The organism is Deinococcus deserti VCD115 (assembly GCF_000020685.1).
Lineage (GTDB): Bacteria > Deinococcota > Deinococci > Deinococcales > Deinococcaceae > Deinococcus > Deinococcus deserti.
Window position 1 is genome coordinate 2,135,440 of sequence record NC_012526.1, and the last position, 15,567, is coordinate 2,151,006.

The following is a 15,567-nucleotide window of genomic DNA, read 5'->3' on the forward strand; positions in this document are numbered from 1 at the left end:
CTCCAGGGTATTGTGAGTGGCTCTATACACATTACGGAGGCAGCTCTGGCCTCCCTGATTGGCCTGACGGCCCATGAGATTCCGGGCGTGGTCGGCATGGCTCCGGCCAACCTGAAAGAGGGCCTGTCGCGTGTGCTGGGCCGCGCCAACGCCAGTGACGGCGTGGTGATCGGCAAGGACAATGGCAAGTTTACGGCTGACCTCTATATCGTGGCGGCCTACGGCGTCAGTATTCCGACGGTGGCTCGCAACATCACCGACCGGGTCGAGCACGTGGTCCGCACTCAGGCAGGCATCGAACTGGCTGCCACGCGTGTTCACGCGGTGGGAGTCCAGCGTGTCTGACGCCCAGACCCTGAAACCCGCCGATCTGGCTCGCATGCTGCGCTACGCCACCGACTGGCTCGCGGTCTACCGCGAACAGGTCAACGCCCTCAACGTCTATCCCGTACCCGACGGCGACACCGGCACCAACATGCACCTGACGATGCAGTCGGTGCGCCGTGAACTCGATACCTGTGATGAAAACAGCATGCCGGGAGTGGCCCGGGCCATCAGTTACGGCGCCCTCCTGGGCGCACGCGGAAACAGCGGCGTCATTCTGTCGCAGCTGCTCAAGGGCTTTGCCGAGGTCATCCGTGACGCCCAGGAAATTGACGGCGCGCTGCTGAGCCAGGCGTTCCAGGCTGCACAGAAAACCGGTTACGGAGCCGTCATGAAGCCGGTGGAGGGGACCATTCTGACTGTGGCCCGCGGTGTGGCCGAAGGCGCTCTGCTGCAGCAGACCGGCACCCCCGCGCAGGTGCTGGAAAGCGCCCTGATCCGCGGCCAGGACCTGCTGGACCAGACGCCCGAGATGCTGCCGGCCCTCAAGCAGGCGGGCGTGATCGACAGCGGCGGTCAGGGGTACCTGTATATCGTGCAGGGCATGCTCGCCCAGTTACGCGGCGAGGCGCTGCCGCCAGCCCCGGAAATCACCAGCTACGCCCAGCAGCAGTTCGAAACCGAGGAATTCGGCTTCTGCACCGAATTTCTGATGAGCGACGCCACCAAGCCGATCGAGGAGATCCGCGAACTGGTCAGTCCGTTCGGAGACAGCCTGCTGGTGGTCGGCGCCGAGGGCTACGTCAAAGGCCACATCCACACCAACGAGCCCGACCAGCTGCTGGCTACCGTGGGCCGGCATGGACGCATGCTGAAAACCAAGGTCGAGGACATGAGCGAGCAGCACACCGAGATCCTGGGGATGGCCGGCGCCGCCGCCCGTGCCGAGGAGGAAGTCTCTCCTTCCGGGCTGGTGGCGGTGGCCAGCGGCTACGGGCTGGTCAAGCTGTTCCGCTCGCTGGGCGCGCGTATCGTCTCGGGTGGACAGACCGCCAATCCCAGCGTGCAGGACATCGTGGACGCCGTGAAGTCGGTAAGCGCCGAGAAGGTCGTGATCCTGCCCAACAATAAGAACGTCCTGATGGCCGCCGAGAAAGCCATGGAGCTGATGGACGGACGCGCCGTGGTCATCCCCACCCGCACGCTGGGGCAGGGCATCGGAGCGGCGCTGGCCTTCAGCCCCGACATACCTGCCGAGGACCTGCGCGAGGTCATGGAAGGTGCCTCGCGGGCCGTGACCACCTTTGAGGTGACCCGGGCCAGCCGCACCACCAGTATCACCACAAAAACCGGCGTCACGCTGGCCATTGCAGAAGGTGACGTGATCGGTCTGCAGGATGATGAGCTGGTCCAGGCTGGCGGTTCGCCGGAGGACAGCGTGCTGGCGATGCTCAACCAGGGCTATAGCGGTCAGGAGATTGTGACTGTCTTTGGTGGTCCGCAAAAAACCCAGGAAGACCTGGACGCTCTCGTGGCGCGCATTCAGGAAGCCTTCCCGATGGTGGAGGTCGAAGCCCATGCCGGCGGACCGGACCTGTATGACTACCTGGTGACCCTGGAGTAAACCCACTGCCAGTTCGGGGGCCCGGTGCCAGGAGCGCCCGGGCCCCTCTTCTTATTGGTCCTCTGGTAGCCTCGCGTCATGCTCGACCCGCACGCAACGCTTCCCTTTGCTGCTGTTCCCCACCCGGAGGCCCGCCCGGCCCGGCGCCTCACCTGGGATTCGCGGGAGGCCTCCCCCGACGTGGCGTTTGTCGCTCTGCCCGGCGAGCGGATGCATGGAAACGCTTTTGTGGAAGCCGCCCTGGCCGCCGGCGCTCCGTTCGTCCTGACCGATCTGGACGTACCGCGCGCCCTGCGGGTTCCCAGCCAGGAAGAAAGTAACGCCAGGGACGCGCTGTTCGCCTGGGCCCGCCAGGAACGGGCGCGGAATTCACTGGTGGTCGGGATCACCGGCAGTGCGGGCAAGACCACCGCCAAAAGCTACGCGGCGGCGGCATTGGAAGCCCATTACATGCCGGTGTACAACACCATGCCGGCCATCGCCTGCTTTCTGATCGAGTACGGCGCCTCGGACCGGCCTCTGGTGGTTGAAATGGGCATTGACCGCATCGGCGAAATGGCTGAGCTCGTTGATCTGGTCCGGCCGGATGTGGGCGTGGTCACGTCTATCGGGCCGGCGCACCTGGAGCAGCTCGGAAGCATTGAAGGTATCGCACGGGAAAAAGGCGTGATTCTGCAGGGCAGGCGCGCCTTGGTGGGAGCCCAGGCAGCGCCCTACTATTCCCAGAACCCAGGCGTGGAAAGCTACGGCTTCGGCAACGTAACCCATGCCGGTCAGGATCTGCAGGTCACGCCGGAAGGCGCAGGCTTTTCCTACGGCGGCGTGGACGTTGCTCTCCCGCTGGCCGCGCCGGTTCAGGCAGAAGCAGCGGTGCTGGGCATGGTGCTCGCGCAGCAAGCGGGAATTCCACTGGAGGCAGCGGCCAGCAGGCTGGCCCAGGTCAGCCTTCCCGGGGGCCGCTACCGGGTGCATCCGGGGCGTTACACGGTGATCGACGACGCGTACAACGCCTCTCCACTGGCGGTTCAGGCTGCCCTGGACGCGCTTGGTGCTCTGCCTGGACGGCGTATCAGCGTGCTTGGGCGCATGCTGGAACTGGGGCCGACCGAACGCGAACTGCATGCCCAGGTCGGCTCTTACGCCCGTGAGCGGGCCGACCTGACCTATGGTGTGGGCCCCTTTGCCGCCGAGCTGGGTGACCGGGCTTTTGCCACGGTGCCGGAACTGCTCGGTGCGTTGACTGCTGAAGTCCGTGACGGCGACGTGGTGCTGATCAAGGCCAGCCGCGGTATCAGCTGGACACCTGAGCAGCGCGCCCAGGAAGGGGTGGGACTGGACGTGGTGGTCAATGCCCTGCTGCAGGCGCGCGACAACGGCTGAGGCCGCTGCGGCCTGAAGGAATGGGTCGGGTGACTGCACGCCAGTCTGGGCGCGCGACCTCTGGCCTGCAGAGCGGTGAACAACAGCCCTTCCCGTGAAGGTCCCTGCACGGCTGTCCATCTTTGCTCTTCACGGAGGGCCGAAGCGCTTTCCCGGGTTCCTTCCTTTGCACGAGTCGGCTTTTCACGAGTCGGACCGCTGGCAAGCGCCTCACGCCGCTCAGTGCGCTTTGCCAGACAATGGCCCCATGCGCCGCTTTCTGCTTCCGGTCCTGTGCCTCCTGCCTCTGATGTCCTGTGCGCCTGCCGCAACCGGAGCCCTCTCCAGGGGCACCACACCCGCAGCGGCGCCGGTCCGGCCAGCGGCAGACACGGCCTTCCGGGCAGCTTTCAGCAACGACGGCGTCGCGTGGGTTACGGCAGGACAGGCCTGTGTGGCCAGGGCGCCGTCGTTCCGAGCGGTCTGCCCGCGTCTGCCAGCAGTGACTGATGTCGCCTGGAACGGAGGTGAAGCCTGGGCAGCAGTACCGGCAGTCGGCGCTGTGGTTACCCTGGACGGTGCGCCGCGCAGTGTGCCGGTGGGCCGGGTGGTGACGCTCAGCGCCGGACGGGTTTACCGGGAAGACGGCAGCGCCACGACCTTTGCAGGCGCCGCTGCGCGGGGCGTCATGGGTGCCCCCACCCAGGCAGTCACCGACGGCCAGGGTGAAGACTATGTGCTGCTGAACGGTTCGCTACGCCGGGTCTCAGACGGTGTAGTACTTGAGCGGGTAGCGGGACCGTATCTTGTCGCGCTGCCCAGCGGGGCACGCACGCAGGAAGCGCCGGAAGTTGTGGGGCAGTTCGGTTCGTACCGCCTGGCCAACGGACGGTTAGAAGCACGAGATGCTCTGGGGCAGGTACGCCATGCCGTGCCGCACGGTCCCGGCCAGGTTGGTGTTGTGGGTCAATGGGTGGTTACGGTCAGCCCGGCCGGGACCGTGCGCCTGTTTGATACGCAGCTTGAGGAACGGTCACGGCTCTAGACAGGAAGAGCACAGCCAGCCTCGTCTTATCCGCCCGACAGGACAACTCAGGCAGAAGATAGATCCTTCTGCCAATTTGTCGCGGCACCGTTCATCCGGCGTCGATGGCCACGTCTGCGCTGCGGAGCTCGACATTATGACTTCTTGAGCCTGTTTCTAATTTTGGCTTACGCCTTCTCTATCAAGTCAAAGTGGACTTCAAAAGCCTGTCAGGGTCAATTTCCGGGCGTGTCAGAATTCCGTGTGGGCATGAATGTTTGCATAGACGGCAGCTGAGCTATTGCCTATGCTAACCGGACTTTCAGCTTGCCTTCCCGCCATTCTTGATTTCCACCGGATGAGTGAATGCTAAAATCATGCTGATCCTGGAGGGACAATGTCGAGTCTGTTTCAACGTCTACTCAACCCGCGCCCCAATGCTCTCGGTGTGGAAATCGGAACCAGCTCCATCAAAGTGGTGGCGCTGCGTCCTGGTTCACCACCTTCCCTCCAGCACGCCCTGATGGTTCCTACTCCCATTGGGAGCATGCGCGACGGTCTCGTCGTGGAACCGCAGGCGGTGGCCACAGAGCTTAAAAATCTGCTGGCCGAGCACCGGATCACCACCCGGCACGCGGTCACGGCGGTTCCCAACCAGGCAGCCGTGACCCGTAACATCATGGTGCCGAAGATGGACCGCAAGGACCTTCGGGAGGCCATTCGCTGGGAAGCAGAGCGTTACATTCCCTATCCCATCGATGAGGTCAGCCTGGACTTCGATCTGCTTGATGACCCGGACACGGTGCCTGATGACGGCCAGATGGAAGTGTTGATTGCCGCGGCACCGACTGAAGCTGTTGCGCGGCAGGTCGAGGTGCTGCGGCTGGCAGGTCTGGAGCCGACCGTCGTAGACCTCAAGAGCTTTGCGACCCTGCGTGCGTTGCGCGGCAACCTGCTGGGCGAGCATCTCACGAAAAGCACCCTGACCGGCAGCAATTACACCGAATCCGGCGAGGTCGCCCTGGTCCTGGAGATCGGCGCCAGCAGCAGCGTCATCAATCTGGTGCGGGGTGAGCGGGTGCTGATGGCCCGCAACATCAATGTCTCAGCCGATGACTTCACGGCGGCACTGCAAAAAGCCTTTGACCTGGACTTTACGGCAGCCGAGGAAGTCAAACTGGGGTACGCAACAGCCACCACTCCCACCGAAGACGAGGAAGATCTGCTGAACTTCGATCAGTCACGCGAACAGTACAGCCCCGCCCGGGTGTTTGAAGTGGTGCGCCCGGTGCTGGGCGACCTGATTACCGAAATGCGCCGCAGCCTCGAGTTCTACCGCGTTCAGAGCGGTGATGTGGTTATCGACCGGACGTTCCTGGCCGGCGGCGGCGCCAAGATGCGTGGTCTGGCCGCCGCCATCAGCGACGCCCTGGGATTCCGGGTCGAGGTCGCCAGTCCCTGGCTGATCGTGCAGACGGATCAGGCCAACGTGGACACCGGCTATCTGCAGGCCAACGCCCCCGAGTTCACGGTGCCGCTGGGCCTGGCCCTGCGGGGGGTGACTGGCCGTGGTTGAAATCAACCTGCTGCCCCAGCAATACCGCAGCCAGTCCGAACCCAGCGTCTGGCGCTACGCCACCTATGCGCTGCTGCCCCTGACCCTGGCAGCCATCGCAATTCCCGAGGCCATGACCGCCAGCACCATCCGCGATCTGCGCTCGCAACTCGACCAGCTCAACGGCGAGATCATGGCGCTGGAACCGGCCAAACGTGAGTTCGATGCCCTGAACCAGGAACGCACGGCCCTCGAGCAGGTTACGGCAGTGGCCGGCCAGCTCCGCGACCAGAAAACCTACTGGTCCAACGACATCGCGGCGTTCAGCGCCGAACTTCCCACCAGCAGCGGGGTGTCGGTCAAGAGCATGAGCGTCCGCCCGGTGGACGCCACCGCCCTGTCCACCCAGCAACAGGGAGGCGTGTATGTCGGCAAGAATGTCGTGCGTGAGTTTGATCTGTCCGGCACGGCCAGCAGCCAGCAGGCGGTGGTGAACTTCCTGAACACCTTCGAGAACAGTCCTAACTTCGGCGTCAATTTCAAGAATCTGCAGCGCGAGGAAGAAAGCGGCCAGTACACCTTTGCCGCCACGGTCGGGATCGTTGGCAAGCCGCCAGCCGCTGCTCCGACCACTACCACTGCAGCGCCTGCCGCCCCGACCAGCCCAGGAGGCACCAGCGGTGTTCAGTAAGCTCGCTCCCCGCAATCTTTTTGTGCTCATGCTGGGGCTTGCTCTAGCTGTGATCGCCATGTGGTATACCTTCCGCTTCCAGCCGCGCCAGCAGGAAATCAGCCTGCTGCGCGCCGACCTGGATACCGCCCAGACCCGCGTGGCCCAGCTGCGCTCGGCAGCGGCGCAGCTTCCGGAACTGCGGAAAACTGTCGAGCGGCTGAAGGTCGAGCAGGCCGAGTTCGTGCGCGCGCTGCCCCAGACCGCCAACTTCGGCACCGTGCTTGACGAGGTCCGCCGTACCACAGCGGCGACCGGCGCCGACATGTCCACCTTCAGTGTTCAGAGTGGCAACACGGCGGGGCTTCCTGCCGGCGTGCGGCCGATCGGACTGAACCTGAGCGTGAGCGGAACTTTCGCAGAACTGTTCCAGACCCTGCGTGCCCTGGAGACCATGGGCCGCTTTACCAATGTGAACACGATCGCCCTGCAACTGCCTCAGGCCGACAGCTTCAACCCCAACCTGGAAAGCACCATGGCCCTGACGGTCTACACCTTTGATCCTGCACAGGCCACACCCGGTGCGGCTGGCGATACCCCCGGCGCGCCGCCAGCAGCCCCTGCGGCGCCCGCCAGCCCGCCCGCCGGCGGCACCTCAGGAGGCACCCAGTGACCCCGCGCGCGCCCGTGAAACTCTCCCGCGAAATGAAGCTGCTGCTGCTGCTGCTGCTGATGGTCGCCCTGATCGGTCTGTGGTACGTGTGGACCAGCAACCGCAGTGCGGACGAGTCCACCGTATCCACCACGACCAGCACCACGGAAACGTCTGAAGGCAGCGCGTCCACGGAAAGCACCAGCAGCGAAGCGGCGCAGGGCGGCGCCGCCACAGGTTCCGAAACCGGAGCAGCCACGCCAGAAAACGCTCCGCTGGGGGTCAGCCCGGACGGACCAGTAGATGTGGAAGTCATCCCGCCGTTCCCTGTACAGGTGGGCAGCAGTGCGCAGACAGATGTGCCGGTGGTGCCCAAGGGAATCAATCCGGATACGGCGCTGGCAGGCCTTCCAAGCAGCAACCCCTTCCGGCCCCTTCGGCTGGACCCACGGGATTCGGGCACTACAGCAAGCGCCACGCCCGCCCAGGCCACCCAGAACAACACGGCGCAGGCTCCCGACAATCTGGAGCTTAATCCGCCGGTCAATCCAGCAAGGGGTCCGGTCAGCACAGGCAACGCAGCAGGCAGCGACATCTCCTCTGGCCCAGTTGCGATCACTCCAATCCCAGGCGCAGGCGGCGCTGTGAGTGTGCCCTCCGCGTCGGTCAGTGGTGGAGCACTGCCCACACCAATCATCCCCGGGGCCGACGGCAGCACAGGCTCCGCCGGAGGAGTTTCTGTACCCGGCGTGGCTGTGACGCCTCTGCCCACCTCCAGTGCAACAGTCCGCCCGCCTTCAGTAACGGTTCGTCCGCCCTCAGTGACGGGGAACCCGTCGGCCGGCAACTCGGTGGCTGTCAGCCCACCTGCCGTCGTGACGCCACCTGCAGTCAAACCTCCAGTTGCTGGAGTGCGGGTGCCCAGCGTGCCCACAGTACCCGGTGCCTTCAGCAGCACATCTACGGGTCCTGGCGGAGTCGCTGGACAGAACGGCGCCGCAGCTGGTGGTGTGGCGGGCACCGACGGCGCAGGCAACGTCCCGGCGACCACCACTCCTCAGGTCATCACCGAGCTGGGAGCAGCATCCGGCGCAGCCCCCATGACGGCCGCAAGTGAACTCGATCAGCTGGTACAGACTCAGGATCTGGCGTTCAATGCAGTGGTTCTGGGTCCGGTGAATACAGCCATCTTCCGCAGCCGTAACGGCTTCCTGGTGGTATCGGTCGGCCAGAAACTGCCAGACACCGACGTCACCGTGAAGGAAGTCAGCGCGGACAGCGCCACGCTGGCACTGGGCAACGAAACCAAAATTCTTGAACTGGACAAAAGGTGAGCCATGACTAAACGCCACGCCCTTCTCCTGACCGCCCTGCTCGGCATGGCCGCCGCGCACACCGCTTCGGCCCAGACGGCCACCCCAGCCCAGACCACGACCGCTACCGCTGCGGCAGACCCCCAGTTGTCCCGCGCGAATGTCACGGTGGAAATCGGTCGCTACGGCGGGCCGCTTTCCAGCCTGCTGGCCGCGATTGCCAAGGCTGCCGGCTACGGACTGATTCTCGATGCCAACGTGGACAGCCTGCAAAGTGCCGCAAGTGCAGTTACAGTTGCGCCAGCTACCGGCACCACGCCAAGTGCAACCACTGCGGCTGAGTCCACGAGGCCCATCGTCTATTCGTTCCAGAACAAGCCCTTTAACGAGGTTTGGCCGCTGCTGATGGACGTGTATGGCCTGAGCTACGAGGTTGTGCAGCTCGGCGGACAGCCGGTGCTGCGTGTTGGCAACACCCCCATTCAGCGCATCGTGGCGCTCAGGAACGCAGACGCCACCCAGGCAGCCAATCAGGTCAAGCTGTTCTTCGGAACACCGACCTACAGCGAAACACCCCAGCGCGATGCCCAGGGCAACACCACCGGCGTTACGCGGGCACTGGTTGACGTCAAGCTCGACTCTCCGACGCTGCGCGTGGTTCCAGATGTACGCAGCAACAGTGTGATCGTGCGTGGCACGAACAAGGAAGTGGCTGAGGTCGAGCGTCTCCTGGCACAGCTCGACCGCCCTGGCGCAGCGACAACCACCGCTGGCACAGCCTCCATGGCTGAAGTGCAGACTGTACAGCGCGTCTACACGGTCAAGGGTCAGCAGGCGGATATCACCGCGCTGCTGGCCGCCCAGTATCCGGGGCTGAAGGTGACTGCTGTCGGACAGACCGGTCAGCTGGTTATCACGGGGCCTCAGAACCAGCTCGACGCTGCTCTGACGCTGCTGGGTCAGGTTGACCGGCCGACGCCGCCCGTGGTTGTAGTAAAAGACCAGACGGTGCAACGGGTGTTTACCCTGGTGAACTCCAGCGCTGAGGAGGTCAAGGCTACGCTGGAAGGCACCCTGTCGCGGGATCTGAGCACAAACACCGGCAGCAATCTGGTCCCGAACGCGACACTGATCAACCCACTGACCGGTCAGCCCTACACCACTGGCCCTCTGGCCAATGTTCCGGTGAGTGCGGCTGCAGCAGCTCCAGGTGCAGCACCCGCAACGACGGGCGCCGCTGCCCCCAGCACCCCCGCTGCAGCCACGGCGGTATCGATCATCGCCGACAAGCGCACCAACACCCTGATCGTGCGCGGCACGGCTGAACAGGTCGCCCAGGTGGCTGAGCTGATTCCTCAGCTCGACAGCCGCGTGCCCCAGATCAACGTGCAGGTCCGGATTCAGGAAATCACCGAGTCGGCTGCCCGCAGCCTGGGCGTGAACCTCAAAGCCGGATTTGGAGGCTTCAACGTCTCGACGGGGGCAGGTGGCCTGAGCGCTGCGTTTGATCCTACCCAGAGCCTCGTGGGCTTCAACCTGGGCGCCACGCTCAACACCCTGCAGAACCAGGGCCTGAGCAAGAGCATTTACGACGGCACCATCACCATGCAAAGCGGTCAGCGTGCGCTGGGCAGTACGACCGACGCGCAGAACGCCTCGAGCACGGCAGCCGCCAGCATCAAGAGCGGTGGGCGTCTGGAAATCAATATTCCCTCTCAGGCAGCCAACGTGCCGGCCATTCAGCGCCAGATCGACTACGGCGTCAACCTGGACTTCTTCAGCCCCCAGGTCGCGCCCGACGGCACGATCACCCTGCGTGTGCGCGGACAGGTCAATGATCTGCAGACTGCGATCAACGCCAGCACCATTCCCAACCTGCTGCAGTTCACCAACAGCGAAGCGCAGACCACACTGACCTTCAAGAATGGAGAGACGCTGCTGCTGAGCGGCCTGCTGGCGACCAAGGAGTCCAGCACCAACTCCGGTGTGCCCTTCCTGTCAAGCATTCCTGTGGTGGGCGCGCTGTTCGGGCAGCAGACCACCCGGAGCCAGAAGACTCAACTGCTGGTGGTCATCACCGGCAACGTCCTGCGCTAAACACCCCGGCTTTTCCAGGCGTCCCCCATACGGGGGGCGCCTTTGTTTGGTCAGGAACGCCGGACGCAGACCCGGAAGCCGCTAGAGTCCTGGAGATGAGGTACTTGACCGCCGGGGAGTCACACGGGCCGCAATTGACGGCCATTATTGAGGGGCTGCCCTCTCAGGTTCCACTGGGCAAGGGTGACATCGACCCCTGGCTGCGGCGCCGGCAGGGCGGCTATGGCCGCGGCCGGCGCATGGTCATCGAGACGGATGAGGCTGAAATTCTCAGTGGGGTGCGCGCGGGACGCACCACCGGCGCCCCGGTTACCCTGGTGATTGCCAACAAGGACCACCGTAACTGGACCGAGATCATGTCGCCGGAACCCGGCGGCGAGCCCCGGAAGAAGGCCCTGACCGATGCGCGGCCTGGACACGCTGACCTGACTGGCGGCATCAAGTACCGCCACAAGGACCTGCGTGATGTGCTGGAACGCGCCAGTGCCCGCGAAACGGCCGCCCGCGTGGCGGTGGGCAGCGTGGCCTTGAAGCTGCTTTCGGAACTGGGGATCGAAGGAGCCAACTACGTGGCCAGCCTGGCAGGTATCGAGACCGGGCAGGCATTCTCCTGGGACGCTCTGGACGCCATTGAGGACTCGGATCTGCGCACCCCGGACGCAGACGCTGCCGCCCGGATGCGCGAGCGCATCGACCAGGCCAAGAAGGACGGCGATACGCTCGGCGGGATTCTGGAGGTCCGTTTCCGTGGGCTTCCGGTGGGACTGGGCAGCTTCGTGCACTGGGACCGCAAACTCGATGGCCGCATCGCCCAGGCCTGCCTGAGTGTGCAGGCCATGAAGGGCGTCGAGATCGGCCGGGCCTTTGAAAACGCGGTGCGCCCTGGCAGCAACGTGCATGACGCCATCCATTACCGCGAGGGCACCTACGCCCGCGACACCAATGGCGCAGGTGGCCTGGAAGCCGGCATGACCAACGGTGAGGAGCTGATCGTGCGGGTGGCCATGAAGCCCATCGCCACCCTGATGAAGCCTCTGCCCACCGTGAATGTGGTCACGCACGCACCCTCCGACGCAGCGCGTGAGCGCAGTGACACCACTGCCGTGCCGGCCGCCGGCGTGATCCTGCAGTGCGTGATCGGCTGGGTGGTGGCCGAGGCCGTTCTGGAAAAATTTGGCGGCGATACCTTGCCGGAACTGCAGGAGCGTGTCGCCCAGTCACGGACTTTTGCACGCGACTACTGACCACGGAAGCGGCGCCTTGAGCTTCTGGACCGAACAGCTGGAACAGTGCCTGCGCGCCGAGCTCGACGGCGGTGCGGGGCCGCTGCAAGGTGCGTTGGTTACGCCGCCAGACGTGAATTCCCGTACACTAGGCCCCATGTTCACTGCGGGCCTGATTGAACGCCCCGTCAGCTGGGTTGCGCTGGCAGGCTTCATGGGGACCGGGAAAAGCCGGATCGGCTGGGAACTCTCCCGGGCTCTGGCCATGCATTTCGTGGATACCGACAAGTTGATCACGCGGGTCGTGGGCAAGAGCATCCCCGAGGTGTTCGCGGAGGAAGGCGAAGGGTATTTCCGCTCCTGCGAGCAGGAGGTGGTGCGCCGGGTGACCCGCCTGGAGCACGCGGTGATCAGCCTGGGCGGCGGGACCTTTATTCACGAGGAAAACCGGCGCATTCTGCTGGAGCGTGGGCCCGTAGTTGTGCTGTGGGCTACACCGGAGACGGTCTATCAGCGCACCCGTCACAGTGACCGCCCACTGCTGGCCAGCGACGACCCGCTGTCGCGGATCCGCCACCTGATGGACGAGCGCGAGCCGGTCTACAAGCAGGGCACCATCCATGTGCATAGTGACGGCCGTCCCAGCGAGGAAATTGTCGAGGAGATCGTGGAGCGTCTCTGGGCCTGGTCAGATACCCAGCACGCCTGGGCAGAGCGGAGCAGCCTGCTGGGAGGCGGTGACCGTGCGTCAGATTGAAGTTGCCGGGTCACCGCCTTACACCGTGCAGGTGGGTCCGGGGCTGCTGGATCAGGTGGCCGTATCCCAGCGTCAGATTGCCCTGATCTACCCGGAAGACCTGCCGGCCGAATTCGTGGAACGGGTTCAGCGCCGCCTCTCCCCCACCGTGACGGTGGCTGTACCGGCGCGTGACGACTGCAAGACGCTGGAGGTGATGGCCAGGGTGCTCTCACGACTGGCCCAGGCCAACCTGCCTCGTGACGGCGCTGTGGTTGGCCTGGGCGGCGGCGCGGCGACGGACCTGGCAGGGTTCGTGGCAGCCAGCTACCTGCGGGGCGTGGCCTTCTACACCATGCCGACCACGCTGCTGGGCATGGTGGACGCGGCAGTCGGTGGCAAGACCGGCGTGAACCTGCCGGAAGGCAAGAATCTGGTCGGGGCATTCTGGCCCCCGGCAGCTGTGTGGTGCGATACCGACACGCTGGCCACCCTGCCCCCGGCTGTGTTCCGGGAGGGCGCCGCCGAGGCCTTCAAGCATGGGCTGATCAGCGACCCCAGCCTGCTGGACCGGGTGGTGCATCCGGATTTCCGTCCTGACGGGCCGCTGCTGGAAGACACCCTGGCTGACGCCATTGCAGTCAAGGCCGGCGTGGTCAGCCGTGACCTGACCGAGCAGGGGGAACGCGCCTTCCTGAACTTCGGTCATACCCTGGCTCACGCGCTGGAGGCAGTCACCCAGCATGGCATTCCTCATGGGGAAGCTGTGGCGTACGGGATGCACTATGCCGCGCGTTTGAGCCGGGCCGTGTATGGATCAGGGGCTGAGCACCTGCCTGCCTCTACCTTGAATTTCCTGCGCTGGCAGCAGCCTCCGCCCCTGCCTGAACTGCACTTTGACGACCTGAACGCCTTTATGGCACGCGACAAGAAAGCCGATTCCGAAGGAGTCCGGTTTGTGCTGCTGCGTGCCCTGGCCCAGCCGGAACTGACGCGGGTACCGGAAGCAGTGCTGCGCGCTGAGTTCGGGGGCTGGCTTGCCGACATCCGTTCTCCTGTCAAAGTGGCTTCTGCAACAGTTCAGCCCAGCTAGACTGCTCTCATGCTGCTGGTCCTGAACGGCCCGAACCTTAACCGCCTCGGCCTGCGTGAACCCCAGGTGTATGGTTCACTGACCCTGGAAGACCTTGAACGGCAGTGTGAGGCCTGGGGCGCAGAACTGAGTGAAAGCGTCACCTGTCGTCAGAGCAATTTCGAGGGCCAGCTGCTCGAATGGATTCATGAGGCCCAGGAGCAGGGCTTTACCGGCATCGTGATCAATCCTGGTGCCCTGACGCATTACAGTTACGCCCTGCGCGACGCCATTGCCGGGCAGCCTCTTCCCGTGGTGGAAGTCCACATCAGCAACGTGGACGCGCGCGAGGAATTCCGGCACCGTTCTGTCACTGCCGCCGTATGTCACGGCAAGATCAGTGGCCTGGGCTTCTTGGGGTACCGCCTGGCAATGGAATATCTCACTGAGCAGGTTCCGGTGACATAACGCACCTGAAAAGGCAGAAGTTGCATGAACAGCAAAAGCCCCCGCCGGAGCAGGGGTTTTTTGGTGCGAATGCCCAGACTTGAACTGGGGACCTCACGCTTATCAGGCGTGCGCTCTAACCAGCTGAGCTACACTCGCGTGCCTACGCCGCCTCTTGAGCAGCGGGAGTTAATTTACCAGTGAAGACGTAAGGTGTCAACGGGGCCGGTGGGGGAAGCCCTGGGACAAGGCCGCTGTCCCCTTAATGTGGCCAACTTGTGGGAGCTCCTGGAGGCGTAATGGCGGCGTGGGTCTCCAGGGCGTAGCGATCGGTCATGCCCGCAATGTGGTCGCACACAGCGCGGGGCAGGCCGCTGTGCTCGGCGCGCGCGCTTGCAGCCGGCGGCAGCAGGCTCGGACGCGCTGTGTAGGCGCGGAACAGGGTGGTCAGCACCCGCTCGGCCTGCTCGACCTGCATTTCCACACGCCAGTGCCGGTACAGATGCTCACGCAGGAAGGTCCCCGCCGAGCGCAGCAGGTCACGCATAGCCCCGCTATAGGTCATCAGGCGTTCCGGGTAGGCCCGGGCTTCTGCGGCGGTCTGTACGCCGCTCTGGGCAATGGCCTGTGCACTGGCCTGCGTAAGGTCACGGATCAGCCAGCCCAGAAGTTCACGGTGCAGGATGCGGCGCTCGCGGGAGGTGAGCGGTGCAGGGGTGCCTGGAACGCGCGCCAGCAGTTCCCGCCACAGAGGCAGCTCCTGCAACTGTGCAGGCGTGATCAGGCCGCTGCGCAGGCCATCGTCGAGGTCGTGGGCAGTGTAGGCCAGAGCGTCGGCGGCATCGACCAGCTGCGCTTCCAGGCTGGCGTGCCCTATTCCGGCGCGGTCATGCTTGTTCAGACCGTCCAGGGTGTCGAGCGTCAGGTTCAGGCCCGGAAAGTCAGGGTAACGGCTTTCCAGATGCGTCACGATCCGCCGGGCCTGGGTGTTGTGGTTGAACCCGCCGTGGTCGTGCATCAGGGCGTTCAACACCCGCTCACCCGCATGACCGAACGGCGGGTGGCCCAGGTCGTGGGTCAGCGCAATGGTCTCGGCCAGCGTCTCGTTCAGGCCCAGGTTCAGCGCCACCGAGCGGGCCACCTGCTGCACCTCCAGGGTATGTGTCAGGCGGGTGCGGTAGTGGTCAGCATGTCCGGAGTAGGAGACGTTCAGAAATACCTGTGTTTTGGCCTCCAGCCGGCGAAAGGCCGTGGTATGCAGCACACGGTCACGGTCCTTCTGAAAGGCCGTGCGGGTTGCGCTCTCGGCTTCCGGGTACTCGCGTCCGCGCGTATCGCGGCTGAGGGTGGCGTAGGGGCACAGCGTGGCTGCCTCGCGCGCCTCCAGGTCAGTGCGGCTGAACATAGGGGCAGTCTAAGGCTGCACACCGGGCGGTACAGCTTGCGCAGGCCTTCGCGGGCGGGTGCACTA

The 15,567-nt window shown here is 64.7% G+C and carries 14 protein-coding genes and 1 tRNA gene; 13 read left to right on the plus strand and 2 right to left on the minus strand.

Annotated features, from left to right (window positions below; translation table 11 throughout):
* Nucleotides 1-12 precede the first annotated feature (12 nt).
* The 13 genes from DEIDE_RS10095 (at nucleotide 13) to aroQ (ending at nucleotide 14,117) form a co-directional block, all read left to right on the plus strand.
* On the plus strand, nucleotides 13-345 hold the full coding sequence (locus tag DEIDE_RS10095) for an Asp23/Gls24 family envelope stress response protein (protein ID WP_012693852.1): 333 nt from the start codon (nucleotides 13-15) through the stop codon (nucleotides 343-345).
* Between the two features lie 34 nt (nucleotides 346-379).
* Complete coding sequence (locus DEIDE_RS10100) at nucleotides 380-1,948, plus strand: DAK2 domain-containing protein (protein ID WP_041227563.1); 1,569 nt, start codon at nucleotides 380-382, stop codon at nucleotides 1,946-1,948.
* A 78-nt stretch (nucleotides 1,949-2,026) separates the two neighbouring features.
* The gene (murF, locus tag DEIDE_RS10105) at nucleotides 2,027-3,328 is read left to right on the plus strand and encodes a UDP-N-acetylmuramoyl-tripeptide--D-alanyl-D-alanine ligase (protein WP_012693854.1); all 1,302 of its coding nucleotides are present in this window, start codon (nucleotides 2,027-2,029) and stop codon (nucleotides 3,326-3,328) included.
* A 247-nt stretch (nucleotides 3,329-3,575) separates the two neighbouring features.
* The gene (locus DEIDE_RS10110; protein WP_012693855.1) at nucleotides 3,576-4,352 is read left to right on the plus strand and encodes a hypothetical protein; all 777 of its coding nucleotides are present in this window, start codon (nucleotides 3,576-3,578) and stop codon (nucleotides 4,350-4,352) included.
* A 376-nt stretch (nucleotides 4,353-4,728) separates the two neighbouring features.
* Nucleotides 4,729-5,907, plus strand: a complete 1,179-nt coding sequence (gene pilM / locus DEIDE_RS10115; RefSeq protein ID WP_012693856.1) for a type IV pilus assembly protein PilM — start codon at nucleotides 4,729-4,731, stop codon at nucleotides 5,905-5,907.
* On the plus strand, nucleotides 5,900-6,577 hold the full coding sequence (locus DEIDE_RS10120) for a hypothetical protein (RefSeq protein ID WP_012693857.1): 678 nt from the start codon (nucleotides 5,900-5,902) through the stop codon (nucleotides 6,575-6,577). Before pilM ends, DEIDE_RS10120 begins: the two co-directional genes overlap by 8 nt.
* Nucleotides 6,567-7,229 carry a type IV pilus inner membrane component PilO gene (locus DEIDE_RS10125; protein ID WP_012693858.1) on the plus strand — a complete coding sequence of 221 codons (663 nt, stop codon included), beginning with the start codon at nucleotides 6,567-6,569 and terminating at the stop codon, nucleotides 7,227-7,229. The genes DEIDE_RS10120 and DEIDE_RS10125 overlap by 11 nt, the downstream gene beginning before the upstream one ends.
* Complete coding sequence (locus DEIDE_RS10130) at nucleotides 7,226-8,542, plus strand: hypothetical protein (protein WP_012693859.1); 1,317 nt, start codon at nucleotides 7,226-7,228, stop codon at nucleotides 8,540-8,542. Before DEIDE_RS10125 ends, DEIDE_RS10130 begins: the two co-directional genes overlap by 4 nt.
* A gap of 3 nt (nucleotides 8,543-8,545) precedes the next feature.
* The gene (locus tag DEIDE_RS10135) at nucleotides 8,546-10,618 is read left to right on the plus strand and encodes a secretin N-terminal domain-containing protein (protein ID WP_012693860.1); all 2,073 of its coding nucleotides are present in this window, start codon (nucleotides 8,546-8,548) and stop codon (nucleotides 10,616-10,618) included.
* A gap of 95 nt (nucleotides 10,619-10,713) precedes the next feature.
* Nucleotides 10,714-11,862 (plus strand): chorismate synthase, encoded by a 1,149-nt coding sequence (gene aroC / locus DEIDE_RS10140; RefSeq protein WP_012693861.1) that lies wholly within the window; start codon nucleotides 10,714-10,716, stop codon nucleotides 11,860-11,862.
* Between the two features lie 94 nt (nucleotides 11,863-11,956).
* Nucleotides 11,957-12,598: a shikimate kinase gene (locus DEIDE_RS10145; protein ID WP_415543235.1), complete on the plus strand. Its 642-nt coding sequence runs from the start codon at nucleotides 11,957-11,959 to the stop codon at nucleotides 12,596-12,598.
* Complete coding sequence (aroB, locus tag DEIDE_RS10150; RefSeq protein WP_041227565.1) at nucleotides 12,585-13,670, plus strand: 3-dehydroquinate synthase; 1,086 nt, start codon at nucleotides 12,585-12,587, stop codon at nucleotides 13,668-13,670. Before DEIDE_RS10145 ends, aroB begins: the two co-directional genes overlap by 14 nt.
* Nucleotides 13,671-13,679: 9 nt before the next feature.
* A complete protein-coding gene (gene aroQ / locus DEIDE_RS10155) occupies nucleotides 13,680-14,117 on the plus strand; it encodes a type II 3-dehydroquinate dehydratase (RefSeq protein ID WP_012693864.1) in 438 nt (145 codons plus the stop codon).
* Between the two features lie 61 nt (nucleotides 14,118-14,178).
* Here the strand turns inward: aroQ and DEIDE_RS10160 are convergent.
* Nucleotides 14,179-14,255: transfer RNA gene (locus tag DEIDE_RS10160), tRNA-Ile, on the minus strand.
* Between the two features lie 103 nt (nucleotides 14,256-14,358).
* Nucleotides 14,359-15,501, minus strand: a complete 1,143-nt coding sequence (gene dgt / locus DEIDE_RS10165; protein WP_012693865.1) for a dGTP triphosphohydrolase — start codon at nucleotides 15,499-15,501, stop codon at nucleotides 14,359-14,361.
* Between the last annotated feature and the right edge of the window lie 66 nt (nucleotides 15,502-15,567).